Annotated in this window: 18 protein-coding genes; 9 read left to right on the forward strand and 9 right to left on the reverse strand. The window is 66.5% G+C overall.

Annotated features, from left to right (window positions below; all coding sequences use genetic code 11):
- Positions 1 to 151: 151 nt before the first annotated feature.
- Positions 152 to 568, forward strand: a complete 417-nt coding sequence (locus PRN20_RS07285) for a CAP domain-containing protein (protein ID WP_273956572.1) — start codon at positions 152 to 154, stop codon at positions 566 to 568.
- Positions 569 to 734: 166 nt separating this feature from the next.
- Here the strand turns inward: PRN20_RS07285 and glpK are convergent, their stop codons facing one another.
- Genes glpK through PRN20_RS07300 form a run of 3 tightly spaced genes read right to left on the reverse strand, consistent with a single transcriptional unit; the run spans position 735 to position 4,536 of the window.
- On the reverse strand, positions 735 to 2,225 hold the full coding sequence (glpK, locus tag PRN20_RS07290) for a glycerol kinase GlpK (protein WP_273956573.1): 1,491 nt from the start codon (positions 2,223 to 2,225) through the stop codon (positions 735 to 737).
- Entirely contained in the window at positions 2,222 to 3,754 is a 1,533-nt protein-coding gene (gene glpD, locus PRN20_RS07295; RefSeq protein ID WP_273956574.1) for a glycerol-3-phosphate dehydrogenase, read from the reverse strand. The genes glpK and glpD overlap by 4 nt, the downstream gene beginning before the upstream one ends.
- Positions 3,751 to 4,536 (reverse strand): DeoR/GlpR family DNA-binding transcription regulator, encoded by a 786-nt coding sequence (locus PRN20_RS07300; protein WP_273956575.1) that lies wholly within the window; start codon positions 4,534 to 4,536, stop codon positions 3,751 to 3,753. The genes glpD and PRN20_RS07300 overlap by 4 nt, the downstream gene beginning before the upstream one ends.
- 290 nt (positions 4,537 to 4,826) lie before the next feature.
- Between PRN20_RS07300 and PRN20_RS07305 the strand changes: the two genes are divergently transcribed.
- Positions 4,827 to 5,762 carry an AEC family transporter gene (locus PRN20_RS07305; protein WP_273956576.1) on the forward strand — a complete coding sequence of 312 codons (936 nt, stop codon included), beginning with the start codon at positions 4,827 to 4,829 and terminating at the stop codon, positions 5,760 to 5,762.
- A gap of 91 nt (positions 5,763 to 5,853) precedes the next feature.
- Here the strand turns inward: PRN20_RS07305 and PRN20_RS07310 are convergent, their stop codons facing one another.
- The 3 genes from PRN20_RS07310 to PRN20_RS07320 all read right to left on the reverse strand — a co-directional run bounded on the left by PRN20_RS07310 (position 5,854) and on the right by PRN20_RS07320 (position 9,230).
- A complete protein-coding gene (locus PRN20_RS07310) occupies positions 5,854 to 6,651 on the reverse strand; it encodes a transglutaminase family protein (RefSeq protein WP_273956577.1) in 798 nt (265 codons plus the stop codon).
- Positions 6,651 to 7,595, reverse strand: a complete 945-nt coding sequence (locus PRN20_RS07315) for an alpha-E domain-containing protein (RefSeq protein ID WP_273956578.1) — start codon at positions 7,593 to 7,595, stop codon at positions 6,651 to 6,653. The genes PRN20_RS07310 and PRN20_RS07315 overlap by 1 nt, the downstream gene beginning before the upstream one ends.
- A 216-nt stretch (positions 7,596 to 7,811) precedes the next feature.
- Entirely contained in the window at positions 7,812 to 9,230 is a 1,419-nt protein-coding gene (locus tag PRN20_RS07320; RefSeq protein WP_273956579.1) for a circularly permuted type 2 ATP-grasp protein, read from the reverse strand.
- Positions 9,231 to 9,713: 483 nt separating this feature from the next.
- Between PRN20_RS07320 and PRN20_RS07325 the strand changes: the two genes are divergently transcribed.
- From PRN20_RS07325 to PRN20_RS07335, 3 genes are all read left to right on the forward strand, one after another.
- The gene (locus PRN20_RS07325) at positions 9,714 to 10,643 is read left to right on the forward strand and encodes a 2-hydroxyacid dehydrogenase (RefSeq protein ID WP_273956580.1); all 930 of its coding nucleotides are present in this window, start codon (positions 9,714 to 9,716) and stop codon (positions 10,641 to 10,643) included.
- Between the two features lie 2 nt (positions 10,644 to 10,645).
- Positions 10,646 to 11,428: an SDR family NAD(P)-dependent oxidoreductase gene (locus PRN20_RS07330; protein ID WP_273956581.1), complete on the forward strand. Its 783-nt coding sequence runs from the start codon at positions 10,646 to 10,648 to the stop codon at positions 11,426 to 11,428.
- A gap of 462 nt (positions 11,429 to 11,890) precedes the next feature.
- Positions 11,891 to 13,537 (forward strand): alpha-glucosidase family protein, encoded by a 1,647-nt coding sequence (locus PRN20_RS07335; RefSeq protein ID WP_273956582.1) that lies wholly within the window; start codon positions 11,891 to 11,893, stop codon positions 13,535 to 13,537.
- Between the two features lie 115 nt (positions 13,538 to 13,652).
- On the opposite strand, the gene PRN20_RS07340 is transcribed toward PRN20_RS07335, so the two are convergent.
- From PRN20_RS07340 to PRN20_RS07350, 3 genes are all read right to left on the reverse strand, one after another.
- Positions 13,653 to 13,961 carry a hypothetical protein gene (locus PRN20_RS07340; protein WP_273956583.1) on the reverse strand — a complete coding sequence of 103 codons (309 nt, stop codon included), beginning with the start codon at positions 13,959 to 13,961 and terminating at the stop codon, positions 13,653 to 13,655.
- A gap of 52 nt (positions 13,962 to 14,013) precedes the next feature.
- Entirely contained in the window at positions 14,014 to 15,066 is a 1,053-nt protein-coding gene (locus tag PRN20_RS07345; protein WP_273956584.1) for an AbrB family transcriptional regulator, read from the reverse strand.
- 247 nt (positions 15,067 to 15,313) lie between these two features.
- Positions 15,314 to 16,474 carry a M20 aminoacylase family protein gene (locus tag PRN20_RS07350; RefSeq protein WP_273956585.1) on the reverse strand — a complete coding sequence of 387 codons (1,161 nt, stop codon included), beginning with the start codon at positions 16,472 to 16,474 and terminating at the stop codon, positions 15,314 to 15,316.
- A gap of 169 nt (positions 16,475 to 16,643) precedes the next feature.
- Between PRN20_RS07350 and PRN20_RS07355 the strand changes: the two genes are divergently transcribed.
- The 4 genes from PRN20_RS07355 to fsa all read left to right on the forward strand — a co-directional run bounded on the left by PRN20_RS07355 (position 16,644) and on the right by fsa (position 20,438).
- A complete protein-coding gene (locus tag PRN20_RS07355) occupies positions 16,644 to 17,402 on the forward strand; it encodes an electron transfer flavoprotein subunit beta/FixA family protein (protein WP_273956586.1) in 759 nt (252 codons plus the stop codon).
- The gene (locus PRN20_RS07360; RefSeq protein WP_273956587.1) at positions 17,402 to 18,328 is read left to right on the forward strand and encodes an electron transfer flavoprotein subunit alpha/FixB family protein; all 927 of its coding nucleotides are present in this window, start codon (positions 17,402 to 17,404) and stop codon (positions 18,326 to 18,328) included. The genes PRN20_RS07355 and PRN20_RS07360 overlap by 1 nt, the downstream gene beginning before the upstream one ends.
- A 178-nt stretch (positions 18,329 to 18,506) precedes the next feature.
- Complete coding sequence (locus tag PRN20_RS07365; protein WP_273956588.1) at positions 18,507 to 19,691, forward strand: amino acid aminotransferase; 1,185 nt, start codon at positions 18,507 to 18,509, stop codon at positions 19,689 to 19,691.
- A gap of 93 nt (positions 19,692 to 19,784) precedes the next feature.
- Positions 19,785 to 20,438, forward strand: a complete 654-nt coding sequence (gene fsa, locus PRN20_RS07370) for a fructose-6-phosphate aldolase (protein ID WP_273956589.1) — start codon at positions 19,785 to 19,787, stop codon at positions 20,436 to 20,438.
- Positions 20,439 to 20,500 lie beyond the last annotated feature (62 nt).

A 20,500-nucleotide genomic window follows, 5' to 3' on the forward strand; every position in this document is an offset into this window, starting at 1 on the left:
TGCCATGTTTAGCGTGCTCTAGCCGGCGTCCTCGTTCCGGAATCCCTGCCTTATGCTTGTACGCCGCGCTCTTCTTGCTTTCGCCCTCCTGCCGTTTCTTGCGGCCTGCAGCTCAGTCGTCCAACCCGCCCCCAGTCCCGGCCGCGCCGCCATGGCGCCCGTCGAGCTGACACAGGGCGGCATCCTCGAGGCCATCAATGCGGCCCGCGCCGCCAACGGCAAGCCGCCGCTGCGCTACAACGCAAAGCTCGAGTCGGCGGCACGCGCGCAGGCCAACCTGATGGCCAGTAAGGACACGCTCTCGCACAACCTCGGCACGACCCTGCGCCAGCGTACCGACAAGGCGGGCTACGACGGCGCCGTAGGCGAGAACGTCGCCGGCGGCCAGAAAACGCTCGACCAGGCCATCGCCGGCTGGCTCGACTCCCCCGCCCACCGCAGCACGCTGCTCTCGACCAAGTTCGAGGAGTTCGGGCTGGCCGTGGCGACTGTGCCGGGAGATCGGAAGAGCAGGTACCGGGTGTACTGGGCGTTCGTTGCGGGCGGACCGGTCTCGGCCTGGTTCTAGGCGCCTTCCCCACACGCGGCGGTGCACGCAGCCACCCCCACCCTGTCCCTCCCCCGCAAGGGGGGAGGTGACGTGCGCTCACGGGCTTTCGTTCCACTTGCGCCTGCGCTTGCAGCAAGGGGAGGGGACAGGGGTGGGGATATTCTTTCCGCGCTGACCTATGAGGTCAGGACGCGCTCAGCGTCCGCTTCACCGCTTCACGCCAGCCTTTGAGCTTGCGGGTGCGGGTCGCGTCGTCCATGCGCGGGTTGAACTGGCGGTCCAGCGCCCAGCGTTCGGCGAAGCCCTGCTGGTCGGGCCAGACGCCGGCCTTGTAGCCCGCGAGCCAGGCGGCGCCCAGAGCGGTGGTCTCGAGGATGGTCGGCCGGTCGACGGGCGTGTTGAGGATGTCGGCGAGGAACTGCATGGTCCAGTCCGAGGCGACCATGCCGCCATCGACGCGCAGCACGGTGTCGCTCGCGCCCTTCCAGTCCTTGCGCATGGCATCGACGAGATCGCGCGTCTGGTAGCTGACGGATTCGAGCGCGGCACGTGCCAGTTCCGCGGGGCCGGTGTTGCGGGTGAGGCCGGTGAGCGAGCCGCGCGCGGCTGAATCCCACCACGGCGCACCGAGGCCGACAAAGGCCGGCACCAGGTAGACGTTCTGCGTCGGATCGGCCTTGGCGGCGAGCGCCCCGGCGTCCGAGCTCTTCTCGAAGATCTTCAGCATGTCGCGCATCCACTGGATGGAGGCGCCCGCGATGAAGATCGCGCCTTCGAGCGCATAGGTCGTCTGCCCGTCGAGCCGGTAGGCGATGGTGGTCAGCAGACGGTTCTTCGAGCGCACGAGATCGGTGCCCGTGTTGAGCAGCGCGAAGCAGCCCGTGCCGTAGGTCGATTTCAGCATGCCCGGCGTGAAGCAGGCCTGCCCGATGGTCGCTGCCTGCTGGTCGCCGGCCGCGCCGTAGATGGGGATCGCGGCGCCGAGGATTTCGGGATCGGTCATGCCGAAATCGTCGGCATTGTCCTTCACTTCGGGCAGGATGGCGCGCGGAATGCGGAAGAGCTTCAGGAGCTCGTCGTCCCACTCGCCGGTCTTGATGTTGAGCAGCAGCGTGCGGCTGGCATTGGTGATGTCGGTGGCGTGGCTCTTGCCGCCCGTGAGCCGCCAGATCAGGTAGCTGTCCACCGTGCCGAAGGCGAGTTCGCCCTTTTCCGCGCGCTTGCGTGCACCCGACACGTTATCGAGGATCCAGGCGAGCTTGGTGGCGGTGAAATAGGGGTCGAGCAGCAGGCCGGTCTTCCTGGTGATCATCGGCTCGTGGCCGGCCTTCTTGAGCTTTTCGCACAGGCTCGCCGTGCGCCGGTCCTGCCAGACGATGGCATTGTGGATCGCCTTGCCGGTGGCGCGGTCCCAGACGATCGTCGTCTCGCGCTGGTTGGTGATGCCGATGGCCGCGATCTGCCTCGCGTCGAGGCCGGCCTTCTTCAGCGCGGTCTTCGCCGACCATAGCGAGGTGGCCCAGATCTCCTCGGGCACGTGCTCGACCCAGCCGTCCTGCGGGAAGTGCTGGGTGAACTCCATCTTGCCGAGGCCGGCGATCTTCTGGTGCCCGTCGAACACGATCGCCCGGCTCGAAGTCGTGCCCTGGTCGATGGCGAGGATGTTTCCGCTCACGTTGTTTCCCCCAAGTCTGTTTCCTCAAGGCGCCTGGCCATGTAGCCGGCCAGTTCCGCCTTTTCGTCTTCAGTGAATCTGAGGCCCTGCTTGCTTCGACGCCATAGCACGTCGTCGGCGGTTCGGGCCCATTCACGATCCATCAGGTAGTCGACCTCCACCTGGGTCAGCGTGCCCCCGAACAGGGCGCCGAAGTCGCCGGCCTCCTGGCCGCTGCCGAGGATCTTCGGCACCAGCGTGCCGTAGGCGCGCGTCATGCGGCGCAGCACCGGCTGGCCGAGCCGCGGATACTTCGCCATGTGGCTGCGCAGCGTCGCGGCGAAGGCCGTGGGCGCGAAGTCACCGCCGGGCAGGGTGCCGGTCCTGGTCCAGCGCGGGCCCTTGGCGCCGATCAACCCGTCGATCTTGTCCACCACCTGCTCGCTCAAACGCCGGTGGGTGGTGAGCTTGCCGCCGAAGACGTTGATCAGCGGCGCATCGCCCTTGCCGCCCTCGGTCTTCAGCACGTAGTCGCGCGTCGCTTCCTGCGCGGCGCTGGCGCCGTCGTCGAACAGGGGCCGCACGCCCGAATAGGTCCAGACGATGTCGCTGCGGGTGACGCGCCTGGCGAAATACTCGTTGGCGGCGGCGAGCAGGTAGTCGGTCTCCTCCTCGCTGATCTTCACATTGGCCGGGTCGCCCTGGAAGTCCTGGTCGGTGGTCCCGATCAGGGTGAAATCGCCCTCGTAGGGAATGGCGAAGAAGATCCGGCCGTCCGAGTTCTGGAAGAAGTAGCAGCGGTCGTGGTCGAAGAGCTTGTTGACGACGATGTGGCTGCCTTTGACGAGGCGGACATTGTGCGTGTCGGTGCGGCCGAGGGCCTGCGCGAGAACGCGGTCCACCCATGGCCCGCCGGCATTGACGAGGAGGCGCGCGCGGGTGGTACTGCGCCGGCCTTTCTCGTCCTCGGTCGTGATGGTCCACAGGCCGTCTTCGCGGCGCGCATCGACGACCCTGGTGCGCACGAGAACGGTGGCGCCGCGATCGGCGGCGTCGCGGGCGTTGAGCACCACGAGGCGTGCGTCGTCGACCCAGCCGTCGGAATACTCGAAGGCGACCGTGTGCCCCGGCTTCAGCGGCTTGCCGGCCTCGTCCTGCGTCAGGTCGAGGGTCTTGGTGGCCGGCAGGAGCTTCCGCCCGCCGAGATGGTCGTAGAGGAACAACCCGATCCGCAGCAGCCAGGCGGGCCGCAGGTTCTTCTCGTAGGGCAAGACGAAGCGCAGCGGCCAGATGATGTGCGGCGCCGAGGCCCACAGCACCTCGCGCTCGATCAGCGCCTCGCGCACCAGCCGGAACTCGTAGTGCTCGAGATAGCGCAGGCCTCCATGCACCAGCTTGGTCGCGGCCGACGACGTGCCCGAGGCGAGATCGTTCATCTCGGCCAGGGTGACAGTGTGCCCGCGCCCGATCGCATCGCGCGCGATGCCGGTGCCGTTCACCCCGCCGCCGATGACGAAGATATCGACGGGTGCAGTATCAGTCGTGGTCATGACGGCAGTGGTCCCTGGGAGGAGGCAATCTCGATCCGCACGCCGGCGGCGGCGCAGATCGCGGCGATGGATGGAGGGGGCGGCTCGTCGGTGACGAGCACGTCGATCTGGTCGAGGTGGCCGATGCGGACCGGTGCGGTGCGCGTGAGCTTCATGCTGTCGGCAACGAGGATGGTGGTGCGCGCAGTCTCGATGATCGCCTGGGCGACCTTCACCTCGCGGAAGTCGTAGTCGAGCAGGGTGCCGTCCTCGTCGATGGCGGAGGCGCCAATCACTGCGTAATCGACGCGGAACTGCCGGATGAAATCCACCGCCGCCTCTCCGACCACGCCGCCATCGGCATGCCGCACCACCCCGCCCGCGATCACCACTTCGCTGCTCGCCGCCTCGCGCAGGATATTGGCGACGTTGATGTTGTTGGTGACGACCATCAGGCCCGTATGACGGCGCAGCGCCATCGCCACCTGCTCGGTCGTGGTGCCGATGTTGAGGACCAGGGAAGCATTGTCGGGGATGAGCTCGGCGGCCCTCAGCCCGATGCGGCGCTTGCCCTCGGCGGCGAGGTGCCGGCGCGCCTCGTAGGCATAGTTGGTGACCCCGGACGGATAGGCCGCGCCCCCGTGGAGGCGGTTGAGGAGCTTGCGCTCGCAGAGCTCGTTGAGGTCCTTGCGAATGGTCTGCGGCGTCACCGCGAACTGGATGGCGAGCGTATCGACATCGACCCGCCCGTGCTGCCGGGCGAGCGCCATGATGTCGTCCTGTCTCGGCGTCAGCGCGTCCAAACCATCCCCCTGGATGCAGTTCGTCTATACGCGAGCGATGTTCGTTTCGATAGCGCAATGTTCGGATTGGGTTCGGTATTGGCCGAGGCAGACGGCCCCCTCCCGTCCTCCCCCACAAGGGGGGAGGCGCCCCGCCGGTGCGCTTGGCATGATCCAGCTACAGCCTCGACTCTTCACCTCCCCCCTTGTGGGGGAGGCCGGGAGGGGGCCGTCTCTCTCAGTACGCCCCTCCGCCATTGACCCCCGCGCCCATCCCGTGCATCAGGATCGCCTCTCTCGCCTGGCCCCCCATGCTCGCAATTCTCAACGTCATCCTGCCGGTCTTCGCCCTGCTTGCGCTGGGCTACGGCGCCGTGCGGCTCAGGCTGTTCCCGTCGGAAGGCGTGCGTGGGCTGGTGGTGTTCGTGAACAACTTCGCGACGCCGTGCCTCTTGTTCTACGCCATGCTGAACTCGGACTTCTCGACGACGTTCAACGGGGGCGTGATCGTGCCGTTCTATGTCGGCGCGGTCGTGGTGTTCGTCCTCGGCATCATCCTGTCGGCGAAGCTGTTCCGCAACAAGCCGGGCGAGAGCGTCGCCTCGGGCTTTTCGGCGATGTTCACCAACACCGTGCTGGTCGGCATTCCGGTGGTGCAGCGCGCCTATGGCGAGGAAGCGCTGGCCACCGCGTTCTCGATCATCGCGTTCCATGCTCCCGTGCTGATCACCGCCGGCATGGTGACGATGGAGCTGCTGCGCCGCGACGGCGCGCCGCTCATCAAGACGCTGGGCGTGGCGCTGATGCGCGTCATCGCCAACCCGCTGCTCTGGGGCATCGCGCTGGGCGCCGTGGCCAACCTGATGAACGTCAAGCTCATCGAGCCGGCCGAAGCCTTCGTCACCATGATGGCCGCCGCCGTCACCCCCGCCGCCCTGTTCGGCCTCGGCGGCGCACTCAACGACTACAAGCTCAGCGAGAGCTGGGGCCAGTCGCTCACCATGTCGCTGCTGAAGCTGATCGTGCAGCCGGCGATTGCCTGGGTGATCATGGTGCCGATCCTCAACATCGACCACGACCTCGCCCGCTACGGCGTGCTGCTCGCCGCCATGCCGGCCGGCATCAACGTCTACGTCTTCGCGACGTACTACAATCGCAGCGTCCACATCGCGGCGAACAGTATCCTGATCTCGACGGTGCTGAGCCTGCTGACGGTGAGCGGGTGGCTGTATCTGCTGGGGCTTTAGGCGCGGCCTCCCTCCCCCTTGAGGGGAGGGATCGAGGGAGGGGTGGTGCGGTGATCACCGAGGGACCGCCACCCCCCAGAGGGGAGCCGGGCTACTGCGCCGCTTCGACCGACATCGACAGCACCTGCGGTTCGCCCACCACGGGAATGGATCGCACCGGCATCGTCGTCACCGCATCGAGGCCGACCGCCACCCGCACATGCCGGTCGGTGGGGCAGAGGAGGAGGAGGGGATCGAAGCCGATCCAGCCGAGCCCGCCATCCCAGGCTTCCGCCCAGGCGTGCAGCGCCGCGGGCTCGTCGCCCTCGGCATAGAGGTAGCCCGTGACGTAGCGGGCCGGGATGTCGAGTGCGCGGGCCGCGCCGATGAAGGCGTGCGCGTAGTCGGCGGCGGGGGGCTTGGCAGCCTGCGCCTGCGACTGGCTTTGGCCATCCTGCGATTGTGATTGCTCGCCACCGCCGACGACTTCGGCGACCCGCGCCATCAGCCCGTGCAGCAGCGCGATGCGGTCCTGCCCGGTCTTCGGCGTCGAGCGGAACTTGCTGGTAATGCTGCCGGCCGCCTTGGTGAGCGCTGTCGGCCGCCGGTAGAGGGCAGGGGGGATGTCGCCCGGCACGCGCCCGACGACCCCGTTGCGATCGATCGTGTCGACGATGCCGGCGACCGAGATGGTCAGCTCGCCCTCGGGCCGCGTCTGGCTCACGAGGTGGGCGCGGTTGCCGAAGGCGTCGATGAAGCTCGCCGCCTTGCCGATCCCCGGCATGTCGATGCTCCACTCGCGCACCGTCTGCGTCGGGCCGGTCAGCGGCGTCAGCAGCACGTGCTGCACGCTGCGGGCGATGCCCTGGCCCAATGCGAGGCTCAGCTTATGTCGGATGGCGATCTGCATCAGTAGAAGTTGTAGCTTTCGGCCAGTGCGTCGGTGATCCGGTTGTTGCGGTCGATGAACTCGGTCAGGAAGTCGTGCAGGCCCGACTCGAAGATGCGGTCGACGCTGGTGCCCTCGAGGAGCTCGGCCACGGCATCGACGGCGTCGTGCCCCTTGGTGCGGGTGCCGTAGATGTCCTCCAGCATGTCGACCGTGCGGTTGATCCAGTCGACGCAGAAGATCAGCGAGCGCGGCATCTCGGGGCGGAGGATCAGGTAGTCGGCGATGTTCCAGGCCTTGTAGCGGTCGTGGTAGACGTGCCGGTAGCTGCGATGCGCCGAGGCGGCGCGCAGGATCATCGTCCACTGCGCAATATCGACGTCGCCACCCACCATCGTCGCCCGCGGCAGCAGCACATAGTACTTCATGTCGAGGATGCGCGCCGTGTTGTCGGCCCGCTCGACGAAATTGCCGATCTGGCTGAAGGCATAGCCCTCGTCACGCAGGAACGTCGAGAGCAGGGCGCCGCGATAGCGGTGGCTCACCTGCTTGATCCAGAACAGCAGCTCCTGGAGCCGGGCGCCGTTGACGTCGCGCGGCCGGATGGCGGCGAATTCGAGCCAGGCGGCGTTGATCGACTCCCACATCTCGGTGGTGAGCGCCGTGCGCACCGAACGCGCATTGGTACGCGCCGCGAGCAGGCACGATTTCACAGAGGACGGATTTTCCTCGTCGAAGATCATGTAGTCGGCAACGCTGCCGACATCGGCCTGCTTGTGCTTGAGGTGGAAACCCTCGTCCACCTCCGCCGCCTGCATCATCGAATGGAGGTGCTCGGACGCACTGCCTTCGCGCCGCGAGGTAAGGCTCATGCGGTAGCCGACCTCGAACATGCGCGCCATGTTCTCGGCCCGCTCGATATATCGGGAAAGCCAGAATAGATTCTGGGCGGTTCTACCGAGCATGGCTTGCCCCCCCATCAGCGGCAAACGACCCCTCTCCCCTGAGGGGAGAGGGTAGCAACGCCAGGAGCGAAGCGACGTGGCAGAGCTTGGGTGAGGGGTTCAGCGGTGCAACGCGCGCGTATGGAGAGGCCTCACCCCTCATCCGGCGCTGTGCGCCACCTTCTCCCCTGAGGGGAGAAGGGACCAAGGGGCTGGTTTCGAGGTCAAATTTCATCCTCAATCCTCCAGCACCCAGGTGTCCTTGGTCCCGCCGCCCTGCGACGAGTTCACCACCAGCGAGCCGCGCTTCAGCGCCACGCGGGTGAGGCCGCCCGGGGTGATGCGGACGTCGTCGCCCACCAGCACATAGGGCCTGAGATCGACGTGCCGTGGCGCGATGCCCTTTTCGACGAAGGTCGGGCAGGTCGAGAGCGCCAGCGTCGGCTGGACGATGTAGTTGTCGGGGCGGGCGAGGATGCGTCGCTTGAACTCCTCGCGCTGCGCCTTGGTCGAGGCCGGTCCCACCAGCATGCCGTAGCCGCCCGAGCCGTGCACTTCCTTCACCACCAGTTCGCCGAGGTGCTCGAGCACATAGGCCCGCTCGTCGTCGTTGGTGCAGTTGTAGGTCGGCACGTTCTTGAGGAGCGCCTTCTCGCCCAGGTAGAACTCGATGATCTCGGGGACATAGACATAGACCGCCTTGTCGTCGGCGATGCCGGTGCCCGGCGCGTTGACGAGCGTGACGTTGCCGGCGCGATAGGCGTCGAACAGGCCCGGCACGCCAAGCATCGAGTCCGGCCGGAAGGTGAGGGGATCGAGGAAGTCGTCGTCGATGCGGCGGTAGATGACGTCGACCCGTTCGGGGCCCGTCGTCGTGCGCATGTAGACCTTGCCGTTCTCGACGAAGAGGTCCTGCCCTTCGCACAGCATGGCGCCCATCTGGTCGGCGAGGAACGAGTGCTCGAAATAGGCCGAGTTGTGGATGCCCGGCGTCAGCACCACGAGGTTGGGCGAGCCGTGGATGCCACCCGGCGCGACGCTTTCCATCGTGCGCCGCAGCGTCTCGGGATAGGTCTCGACCGGCGCTACCTTGTAGCGCTGGAACAGCTCGGGGGCGAGCTGCAGCATGGCCTCGCGGTTCTCGAGCATGTAGCTGACGCCCGAGGGGGTGCGGAGGTTATCCTCGAGCACGTAGAAGTCGTCCGGGCCCGTGCGCACGATGTCGGTGCCGATGATGTGCGAGTAGATGCCGCGCGCCGGATCGAGCCCCATCATCTGCGGGCAGAAGGCCGAGTTGTTGAGGATCAGCTTCTCGGGCACCCGCCCCGCCTTCAGGATCTCCTGGCGGTGGTAGATGTCGTAGAGGAAGGCATTGAGCGCCCGCACGCGCTGCTCGATGCCGCGCGACAGCTTCCGCCACTCCAGCGCCGAGATGATGCGCGGGATGATGTCGAACGGGATGAGCTTTTCGGTGCCTTCGTTGCTGCCATAGACAGCGAAAGTGATGCCAAGACGCCGGAACAGGCTCTCGGCGTCGGCCGACATGTAGCTGAGCGCTTGGGGTGGCTGTCCCTTCAGCCAGTCTTCCAGAATGAGGTAAGGCTCGCGGATCGAACCGTCCGCATTGTGCATTTCGTCAAAGGGCGTTGCGGACATTACTCCCAAGGGCTTACGGCCTATCCCACTCGTCAGTCATTGGTACACTTTTGTTGAAAGGCCACAAGCCGGGTTCGCGTGATTGAGAGCCCGGCTCTCTGCACCCCTCCCCCGTGAGGGGAGGGGCTGGGGGTGGGGGTCCATCGGTGATCACCGGATCACCCCCACCCTCGATCCCTCCCCTCAAGGGGGAGGGAGGCGGGGGCTCGCTTCAGGGATCCAACTTTGCTCCCGATGGGTTGCGCGCTGGAATGACGGGCCGGTGCGGGAGAATACCCCCCACCCTGTCCCTCCCCCGCAAGGGGGGAGGAGACGCCCACACTGATGCTGGTGTTCTGGTCTCCCTCCCCCTTGCGGGGAGGGGACAGGGGTGGGGGTATGTTTTCCGCACGAGTGCCCAGCTTGCGGAGCGCCCTCCCACCAACGTCGCCTTCACCCCCGCGCAAAACTACCATACAACCTTGCCTCAAAAGGGATGGGACCATGCCGGAAGAGATTCTCCAGACGCATAAGCTGCTCGATCGGTGCGAGAAGTCGCTCGCCGAACGCTTCACTGTACACAAGCTGCACGAGGCCAAGGACAAGGACGCGCTGATCGCCGAAGTCTCCGGGCGCGTGCGCGCCATTGCCGGCGGGAACGTGTCGGCCGAGCTGATGGACCGGCTCCCCAAGCTCGAGATCATCGCCAACTTCGGCGTCGGCTACGACTCGATCGACACGAGGGCAGCCAAGGAGCGGAACATCCGCGTCACCAACACGCCGAACGTGCTGAACGACGCCGTCGCCGAGCTGACCCTCGGGCTGATGATCGGCCTCGCCCGCCGCATTCCGCAGGGCGACCAGTTCGTGCGCCAGGGCAAGTGGCCGAACAGCGGCTTCCCGCTGCTCACCGAGCTCAACGGCAAGACCGTCGGCATTCTCGGGCTCGGCCGCATCGGCAAGGAGATTGCCACCCGTTGCCAGGCCATGCGCATGCGCGTCGTCTACCACGGCCGCTCGCGCCAGAACGACGAGCCCTATGTCTTCTACGACAAGCTGGTCGACATGGCCCGCGACAGCGACTGGCTGGTGATCATCGCGCCGGGCGGCAAGGGCACCGAGAAGATCGTCTCGCGCGAAGTGCTCGAAGCGCTCGGCCCCGAAGGCTTCATCGTCAACGTCGCCCGCGGCACGCTGATCGACGAAGCGGCGATGCTGGAACTTCTGCAATCGAAGCAGCTCGGTGGTGCGGCGCTCGACGTGTTCGAGAAGGAGCCGCAGGTGCCCGAGGCTTTCTTCGAACTCGACAACGTCGTGCTCTCGCCCCACCAGGGCAGCGCCACGCACCAGACGCGCAACAAAATGGGCGATCTCGTCGTTGCCAATATCGTCGCGCATTTCGCAGGCGAGCCGCTCCTGAGCGCGGTGGTCTGATCATGCTGATAGATCTCAAGGGCAAAGTAGCGATCGTCACCGGCGCCGGCCGCGGCATCGGCCGCGTGATCGCGCGGACTCTCGCCACCGAGGGCGTCACCGTCGCCATCATCGATTTCCGGCAGGACCTGCTGGACGATGCCGCGATGGAGTGGACCGAGGCGGGCTGGCCCGGCCTGCGTATCCTCTGCGACGTGCGCGAGGTGGCGCAGGTCAACGATGCGGTGAGCGCCGTCGATGACGCCTTCGGCCGCGTCGATATCCTCGTCAACAATGCCGGCGTCGCCAACGGGGCGCGGGTCGACAAGCTCGCCGAGGCGGTGTGGGACGCCAATTTCGACACCAACACCAAGGGCACGTTCCTGATGTGCCAGGCGGTGTCGCCGATCATGCAGCGCCAGAACTCGGGCCGGATCCTGAACGCGGCTTCGTTCGCCGCCATCATCCCCTCGGTCGGCAGCGCTGCCTACGCGGCGTCGAAGTCGGCGGTGGTGCAGTTCAGCCGCGTGCTGGCCGGTGAGCTCGGCCCGTTCAACGTCACGGTGAACTCCTATTCGCCGGGAATGATCCCCACCGAGATGAACGGCTTTGCCAGCCTGCCCGATGCGCGCCAGCAGCGCCTGCTCGACACCCTGACGCTCCGCCGCTGGGGCGACCCGCAGGACGTCGCCAACCTCATCTGCTTCCTGTCGTCGGACCAGGCCCACTACATCACCGGCGCCTCGATCGACTGCTCCGGCGGCAAGTACGCCACGCAGTTCCCGTCGGTGGCTTACGAGAGCTGAGCCAATCGAGAAGCCGGGCGCGGGAAGATACCCCCCACCCTGTCCCTCCCCCGCAAGGGGGGAGGAGACGCTTACAGCCGGCCTTGGTGCTTGGGCCTCCCTCCCCCTTGCGGGGAGGGATCGAGGGAGGGGGGAGCGCGGTCATCGCCGATGGACCCCCACTCCCCGCCCCTCCCCTCAAGGGGGAGGGGAGCAGACCTACCGCCACACCGCCAGCAGCCGAGCCAGACCCAGAAGCCGGCCAGCGCGCTGTTGAGTCAGTCGGTGATATTGGCGGCGACGATGATGGCCAACTAATTGACAGCCAGCACGTTTTTCCCTCCCCAGGGGCTGTGGAACCAGCATGAGTTCTGGTCGAGAAGCTGATTGCTCCGCAACCGGCGGGGAACCGGCATGTGTCGAAAGCAATTGTGCTTTTGGGCCCGGATCGCGACACTGTCAGCACATTCGGCGGAGACTTCGATGACGGATTGGTGGCGCGGCGCGGTGATCTACCAGGTCTATCCGCGATCGTTTCAGGACACGAACGGCGACGGCGTCGGCGATCTCGCCGGTATCATGCGGCGGCTCGACCATATCGCGAGCCTGGGTGTCGATGCGATCTGGCTGAGCCCCATCAACCAGTCGCCGCAGAAGGACATGGGCTACGACGTTTCCGATTACATGGAAGTCGACCGCCTGTTCGGCAGCCTCGAGGACTTCGACGACCTGATCAAGCGCGCCCATGCGCTGGGGCTCAAGGTCATCATCGACCAGGTGCTGAGCCATTCCTCGGACCTGCATCCCTGGTTCCGGGAGAGCCGGCTCAACCGCACCAATGCGCGGGCCGACTGGTACGTGTGGGCCGACCCCAAGAAGGACGGCTCGCCCCCCAACAACTGGCCCTCGGTGTTCGGCGGGCGCGCGTGGGAATGGAACCCCTCGCGTGGCCAGTACTACTTCCACAATTTCCTGATCGAGCAGCCCGACCTCAACTTCCACAATCCGGACGTGCAGGATGCGGTGCTCGACGTGCTGCGCTTCTGGCTGGAACGTGGCGTCGACGGCTTCCGGCTCGACACGGTGAACTACTACTTCCACGACAGGCAGCTGCGGAACAATCCGGCGGCGCGTCGGCCGCGACACCTGCCTTATGCGGTGAACCCCTACGACATGCAGGAGCACCGGCACGGCAAGAGCCAGCCGGAGAATGTTGCGTTCCTCAAACGCGTGCGAAAGCTGCTGGACGAGTTCCCCGGTACGACCACGGTCGGCGAGATCGGCGACAGCCACAAGGGCCTGCAGCTGATGGAGGAGTACACCTCGGGCGGCGACAAGCTGCACATGGCCTATACGTTCGACATGCTGGGCCCCGAATTCACCGCCGAGCACTTCCGTTCCAAGCAGCAGAAGTTCTTCACCGGCGCGCCGAACGGCTGGCCGTGCTGGGCCTTCTCGAACCACGACGTGGTCCGCCACATGTCGCGCTGGGGCAGGTACTCGGCTGGCCCGGCGGCGCTGGCGCGGCAGGCCGCGGCGATGATCCTGAGCTTCAAGGGCTCGGTCTGCCTCTACCAGGGTGAGGAACTGGGCCTGCCCGAGGCGGACATCCTGTTCGAGGAACTGACCGACCCGCCGGGCATCCGCTTCTGGCCCGAGTACAAGGGCCGCGACGGGGCGCGGACGCCCATGCCCTGGGAGGAGGGGGAGGCGCCGAACGGGTTCACGACGGCCAAGCCGTGGCTGCCGGTGAAGCCCAACCACTCGGCGCTCAATGTCGAGGCGCAGAACGCCGACCCGAACTCGACGCTCAACTTCTATCGCAGGATACTCGCCTTCCGGCGGGCCCATCCCGTGCTGGCGACGGGCGATCTCGAGTTCATCAAGGTGGCGGAGCCGCTGCTCGCCTTCCGGCGCACATCGAAGTCTGAGGCGATGACGTGCCTGTTCAACCTCTCCGCCGAGCCGATCACGGTGACCCTCGACGGGGGCGAAGGGCTCGAGCCGCTCGAGATTTCGAACGGGGCCGAGCGGCGGCGCAGCAAGCTGAAGCTCGCCGGGAGCGGCTTCGCCTTCTTTCCGACCGGCGACATGAAGGTGGCCTACGGCGGACGGCGGAAGCGGAGCTAGTCAGCGCTCTGCCTCCCTCCCCCTTGCGGGGAGGGAATGAGGGAGGGGGTGGTCCGATGATCACCGATGGACCCCCACCCCCAGCCCCTCCCCGCACGGGGGAGGGGAGCCTCGCCTAGTTCACGCGCTCGAAGGTGTCGGGGTCGTAGTACTGGACACCCCATGAGCCGTCAGCCGCCTGCACGAAGGCCTCGAGGCAGCCGTCGCCGGAAACGCGGACGGAGCGCGCATCGATGCCGTGCTTCTGCTTGATCTGCATCTGGTAGAGCTGCTCGTCCATCTGCGGGTCGTTCACGTCGCCGAGGCCGAAGTGGAACTCGATCTTGAGGCCCGGGGTGGGATCGGGCGTGTCGCAACGCTCGCGCGCCAGTGCCGGTGTGGCGGCGACAACAAGGGCGACAGCGAGGTTCGGCAGCAGGCGCATCGGGGAAAATCTCCAGAATCTGTCGGCACTTGTCCTCAGGATTGCGGCAGCGCTACGGCAGCTCCTTCTCGCGGACCACCATCGCCACCACCGGGATGGCGAAGGTGAGGAACAGCAGCCGCGTCACGTGGTGCGCAGCGATGAACGCGGTATCGAAGCCAAGCGCGATGCCGAGCGCGCCCATGCCCTCGAGGGCGCCGGGCGAGAGCCCCAGCCAGATCTGGCCGAAGGGCATGTCGACAAACGGTGCCACCGCGAAGGTGACGACGGTGCAGATGGCGACGGTCAGCGCCGTCCCGGCGAGGCCGCCCAGCGCTGCCTTCTTGAACTCGTCGCGCGTGATGCCGTTGAAGCGCGAGCCGATGAGGGCGCCGATGAGGATGAAGATGCCGGTCAGCAGCACCGGGGGCATCGTTCCCTCGAACAGCCCGGCGAACTTCGCGCTGATCGAGGTGGCCATGGCGCCTAGCGCGTAGCCGGCCGGGATCTTGAGCCTGGTGAAGATGAAGCCGACCACGCAGCAGGCCACCGCGACGACGGCGAGCGTCACCAGATCCATCGGCGGCGCGGCGGGGGCGCCTTCGTACTGCCCGAGCGGCAGGAACATCGCCCCGATCGGCACGCAGATGGTGAGGATCAGGATGCGGATCACCTGGATGATGATGATCTGCCGGCTGTCGCCCATCCCGGCCGCCGCGATCGACATCACGAAACTGAGGTGCCCCGGGAACGAGCTGAGATAGGCCGTGCCGCGGTCGAGCCCGAACATCTTGCGCAGCAATAGCCCGGTCAGGCTGATGATGAGCACCAGTTCGACCGCCATGGCGGCGAGGGTCACCGGCCACTGCACCATGAGCGCCAGCGAGTCGCGCGCCACCGCGGCGCCCATCGACAAGCCCGTCAGCACGAAGGTCAGGTCGCGCAGCCAGTTGGGCAGCATCACCTTGACTCCGGCCAGCGCTGCGATGGCAACAGCCAGTGCCCCGCCCATGAGCCAGGCGGCCGGCAGGTTGAGCAGCGCCGCGACACCGCCGCCGGCAACTGAAATCAGCAATGTGATGAGTGTCCGCTGGGTGACGGTGCCAGCGGAAAGGGGAGGGGACATCGGCAGATTCGAGATGGCTAGTAGCCTAACTATCCATCAATCGCAGGGTTGGCGGAAGGGCCTATCGACCGGCTACGACTACTTGGCGAGGCGTGGCTCGGTCCCGGCCAGCAGCCGCTGCGAGGATCGAGCCAAGCGAAACGGTTCGGGATACCGCGAGGGGACGATAGACGCACCGGCTGTGCCACAACGCCCCCTCGCCCCTCTGGGGAGAGGGTTGGGGTGAGGGGCGCCCCACGCGCCGTTCTCAGTTCTGCGGCGCGCTCTCCACCAGCTTCACGAAATAGCTCACCCCGGCCGGGATGATCTCGTCGTTGAAGTCGTAGGTGTCGGAGTGGAGTTCTGAGGTCGCGCCGTTGCCGAGGAAGATGTAGGCGCCGGGACGGGCCTCGAGCATGTAGGAAAAGTCCTCGCCGCCCATCTTGGCGTCGGTGTTGGCGTCGACGCGGTCCTCGCCGACGATCTCGGCGGCGATGCGCGCTGCGTACTCGGTCTGCTCGGGCGAATTGACCGTCACCGGGTAGCCGCGGCGATAGGCGATCTCGGCCCTGCCGCCGAAGGTCGAGGCGATGCCGTGCGCCACTGCGCGCAGCCGCTCTTCCATGTAGTCGCGGATGCTCTCGTCGAGCGTGCGCACCGTGCCGGTGAGCTTCACCGTGCGGGGGATGATGTTGAAGGCCTCGCCGGCCTGCACCATGGTGACGCTGAGCACGGCCGACTTCATCGGATCGACGTCGCGCGACACGATCGTGTGGAGTGCGGTGATCATCTGCGCCGCGATCATCACCGGATCGACGGTGTTGTGCGGGAAGGCCGCGTGCCCGCCCTCACCCTCGATGACGATGGCGAACTCGTCGCTGGCCGCCATGATGCCGCCGACGCGGATGCCGAAATGGCCGGCCGGTGTGCCCGGCATGTTGTGGAGGCCGTAGACCTCCTCGATGCCGAAACGCTCCATCAGCCCGTCCTCGAGCATGGCGCGGCCGCCGGCCCCGCCTTCCTCGGCGGGCTGGAAGATCAGCACGGCCTTGCCGTCGAAATTGCGCGTCTCGCTCAGGTACTTAGCGGCGCCGAGCAGCATGGCGGTGTGCCCGTCGTGCCCGCAGGCATGCATGCGTCCGGTCGTGGCGCTCTGGTAGGGCTTGCCGGTCTTCTCGGTGATCGGCAGCGCATCCATGTCGGCGCGCAGGCCCATCGTCCTGCCCGGGCCGCGTCCGTTGATGACGCCGACGACGCCCGTCCGCCCGATGCCGGTGACCACCTCGTCGACCCCGAATGAACGCAGCAGTTCAGCCACGCGGCTGGACGTGCGGGGCAGGTCGTACTGCAGTTCGGGATGCGTATGGAAATCACGGCGCCATTCGGCGACTTCGTCGGCGAACTCGGCAATCCGGTTGATGACGGGCATAGAAAAACCTGGGAGTCGTAAAACCGCAGTGTGCCGGTGGGGGCGCTGGGGCGTCAACCCATTGGTACGCCATTCCCTTCGGCATCGAATGCGTAGGCAGAATTTCTCCGCCCGAACTTGCCCGCTCTCGCCATATTTGCCAAACCACCGGCAACCTCCGGAGGACCTGATGAAAATCCTCGTTGCCGTGAAGCGCGTCGTCGACCACGCGGTGCGCGTACGTGTCCGCCCCGATGGTTCGGGTGTCGAGACCGAGAACGTGCGCATGTCGATGAACCCGTTCGACAAGAACGCGGTCGAGGCGGCTGTGCAGCTGGGTGAAGCCGGGCACGCGGACGAGATCGTCGTCGTCTCGATCGGCCCCAGGCAGAGCAACGACGTGATCCTCACGGCGCTCGCCATGGGCGCGCATCGGGGCATCCTCATCGAGGCCGACGGCCGGGTCGAGACGCTGGCGGTGGCCAAGCTCCTCAGGGCCGTGGTCGACGAGGAAAAGCCCGACCTGGTGTTGCTCGGCAAGCAGGCTGTCGATGACGATTCCAACCAGGTCGGCCAGATGCTGGCGGGGCTGCTCGACTGGCCGCAGGCGACGTTCGCATCGGAGATCAAGGTGGTGGGCGGGGGCCTCGAGGTTACCCGCGAGGTCGACTACGGCCGCGCCACCATCGGCGTTGCGCTCCCGGCGATCGTCACCGCCGACCTGCGCCTCAACACGCCGCGCAACGCCGCGCTGCCCATGGTGATGAAGGCCCGCTCGAAGCCGCTCGCCGTGCGCCCGGTCGCCGAGTTCGGCATCGATGTCGCGCCGCGCCTCAAGGTCGAGAAGGTGAGCCCGCCGGCGGAACGCCCGGGCGGTCGCAAGCTCGGCTCCGTCGATGAACTGGCGGCGGCGATCAAGTCCGAACTCTCCGAGCTGGAGGCGCTCTGATGGCTGTTCTCGTTCTCGCCGAACACGACCTGGGCAAGCTCTCCGCTTCGACGGCCCGCATTGTCGCCGCCGCCGAGCGGCTGGGCCCGGTGCACCTTCTGGTCGCAGGGCAGGGCGTGGCGGAAGTGGCAGCCGAGGCGGCCAGGATCGCCGGTGTCGAGAAGGTTCTCGTCGCCGACAGCCCGGCGCTCGCCGAACTGACGGCGGAAGCGGTCGCGAAGCTGCTGGCCGAACTGGCCGAGCCCTATGGTCATATCGTCGCCGCTTCGGCCTCGACCGGCCGCGACGCGATCCCGCGGCTCGCGGCGAAGCTCGATGTGATGCCGGTCACCGACGTGATCGCCATCCACGGGCCCAACCGCTTCGACCGGCCGATCTATGCCGGCAACGCCATCGAGACGATCGCCTCGGGCGAGCCCAAGCACCTGCTGACCATCCGCGCCTCGGCCTTCCGTCCGGCCCAGTCCGGCAACAATGCGCCGATCTCGGCGGTCGGGCCCGATGTCGCGGCGGTGGCGAAGTTCATCGCGGCGCACCGCACCGAGAGTGAGTTGCCGGAGCTGTCGACGGCTCAGATCGTCGTCGCCGGCGGCGTGTCGTTCGGCTCGGCCGAGAGGTTCGCGCTGGTCGAGGATCTGGCCCGCACGCTTGGCGCCGCCGTCGGCGCCACGCGCGCCGCGGTCGATGCGGGTTATGCTCCCAATGACTGGCAGGTCGGCCAGACGGGCAAGATCATCGCCCCCGACCTATATATCGGTATCGGCATTTCCGGTGCCCTGCAGCACCTCGCCGGCATCCAGGGCGCCAGGAAGATCGTCGCCATCAACAAGGACCCGGAGGCGCCGCTGATGAAGATCGCGGATATCGCGCTGGTGGGGGATCTGTTCGAGGTGGTGCCGCAGTTGATCGCGGGGTTGAAACGGTAGGCTGTTCGCCTCCCTCCCCCTTGAGGGGAGGGAACGAGGGAGGGGGTGGTCCGGCGATCACCGATGGACCCCCACCCCCAGCCCCTCCCCTCAAGGGGGAGGGGAGCAAACCGCCCCGTTGCATTTCGCCCATCCTCGCCTATAACAGCCCCGCCTTGTTTTTCCCCGGAAACCCCTGATGTTTGAGACCCTCAAGAAGGCCACGCTCGATAAGATTTTCGTGCTGATGGCCGAGTACGCCAACGATCCCCGCGACGGGAAGATCGACCTGGGCGTGGGCGTCTACAAAGATCCCAAGGGCGTGACGCCGGTGATGAGCTCGGTCAGGAAGGCCGAGCAGAAGATGCTCGAGACCGCCAAGACCAAGACCTACAAGGGTGTGGTCGGCAACAAGGAATTCTCGGCCGCCGTGGTCGATCTCGCCCTCGGTGGCGTGGTCGATTCGAAGCGCATCCGCTGCGTCAACGGCGCCGGCGGCACAGGCGCGCTGTCGATCCTGATGAACGTGCTGGCGCGCGCCCGTCCGGGTGGCCGCATCTTCATTTCCGATCCGAGCTGGCCGAACCACTGGCCGATGACCGAACTGGTCGGGCTGAAGCCGCACCACTATCCATACTTCGATCCCAAGACCCGCGCCGTCGATTTCAAGGCGATGATGGGCGTGCTGGATACCCTCAACTCGAACGACATCGTGCTGCTGCACGGCTGCTGCCACAACCCGACGGGCGCGAGCCTCAGCAACGCGCAGTGGGACGAGGTGGTCGAGAGCCTGAAGCGCACCGGCGCCTTCCCGCTGGTCGACCTCGCCTATCTCGGCTTCGGCGATGGCATCGAGGCCGACGCCTATGGCGTCCGCAAGGTCGTGTCCTCGGTGCCCGAGTCGATGGTCGCCTTCTCGGCCTCCAAGAACTTCGGCCTCTATCGCGAGCGCGCCGGCGTCGCCATCGCGATCGCCAGGGATTCGGAGAGCGCCGACGTCGTCTCCTCGCAGATGCAGAACGTCATCCGCGCGACCATCAGCCAGACCCCGGACCATGGCGCCGAGATCGTCCGCCTGATCCTCGAGGACAAGGACCTGCGCGCCGAGTGGGAAGCCGAGCTGACCGAGATGCGCGAGCGCATGAAGCGCCTGCGCGTCAAGCTCGCCGAGGCCATCCGCCAGCGCTCGAACTCGACCGACTTCGACTTCATCGCCGATCACACCGGCATGTTCTCGCTGCTCGGCCTGCCCGAGGACGTGGTCACGAAACTGAAGCTCGACGATGCGATCTACATGATCAACGACTCGCGCATCAACGTGGCCGGCATCCCCGAGGATCGCATCGGCGAACTCGCCGACAAGATGCTCGCGGCCCTGCGCTGAGCGACTGCACAAACCCCCGGCGCGACCTTGCTTCGCGCCGGATTTCGACTACCTATTAGGTAGACAAAATCTGGTTCCTGGAGGCGAACGCCCATGAAGTTTTTCGTCGATACCGCTGAGATCAAGGATATCCGTGATCTCCACGAAACCGGCCTTTTGGACGGGGTGACGACGAACCCCTCGCTCATCGCCAAGTCGGGCCGCGACTTCAAGGAAGTCATCAAGGAAATCTGCGACATCGTGCCCGGCCCGGTTTCGGCCGAGGTGGCCGCCACCGACTACGAGGGCATGGTTGCCGAAGGCCGCCTGCTCGCCAAGATCGCCGACAACGTCGTGGTCAAGGTGCCGCTGACCATCGATGGCCTCAAGGCCACCAAGACCTTCTCCAAGGAAGGCATCAAGATCAACGTCACGCTCTGCTTCTCGCCCAACCAGGCGCTGCTCGCGGCCAAGGTCGGCGCGACCTACATCTCGCCCTTCATCGGCCGCCTCGACGACATCAACCTCGAGGGCATGCAGCTGATCCGCGACATCCGGCAGATCTACGACAACTACGACTTCTCGACCGAAATCCTCGCGGCCTCGATCCGCTCGGCGAACCACGTGACGGAAGCCGCCCTCGCCGGCGCCGACGTCGCCACGATCCCGCCGGCCGTGATCTACAAGCTCGCCGACCACCCGCTGACCAAGTCGGGCCTCGAGCAGTTCGTCAAGGACTGGAAGGCGACCGGCCAGTCGATCCTGTAGTTCGGCGCTGTCCTATCAGTCGGTTGCCTCCTCCCCTTGTGGGAGAAGGTGCCCGAAGGGCG

The organism is Devosia sp. ZB163 (genome assembly GCF_028613635.1).
Lineage (GTDB): Bacteria > Pseudomonadota > Alphaproteobacteria > Rhizobiales > Devosiaceae > Devosia_A.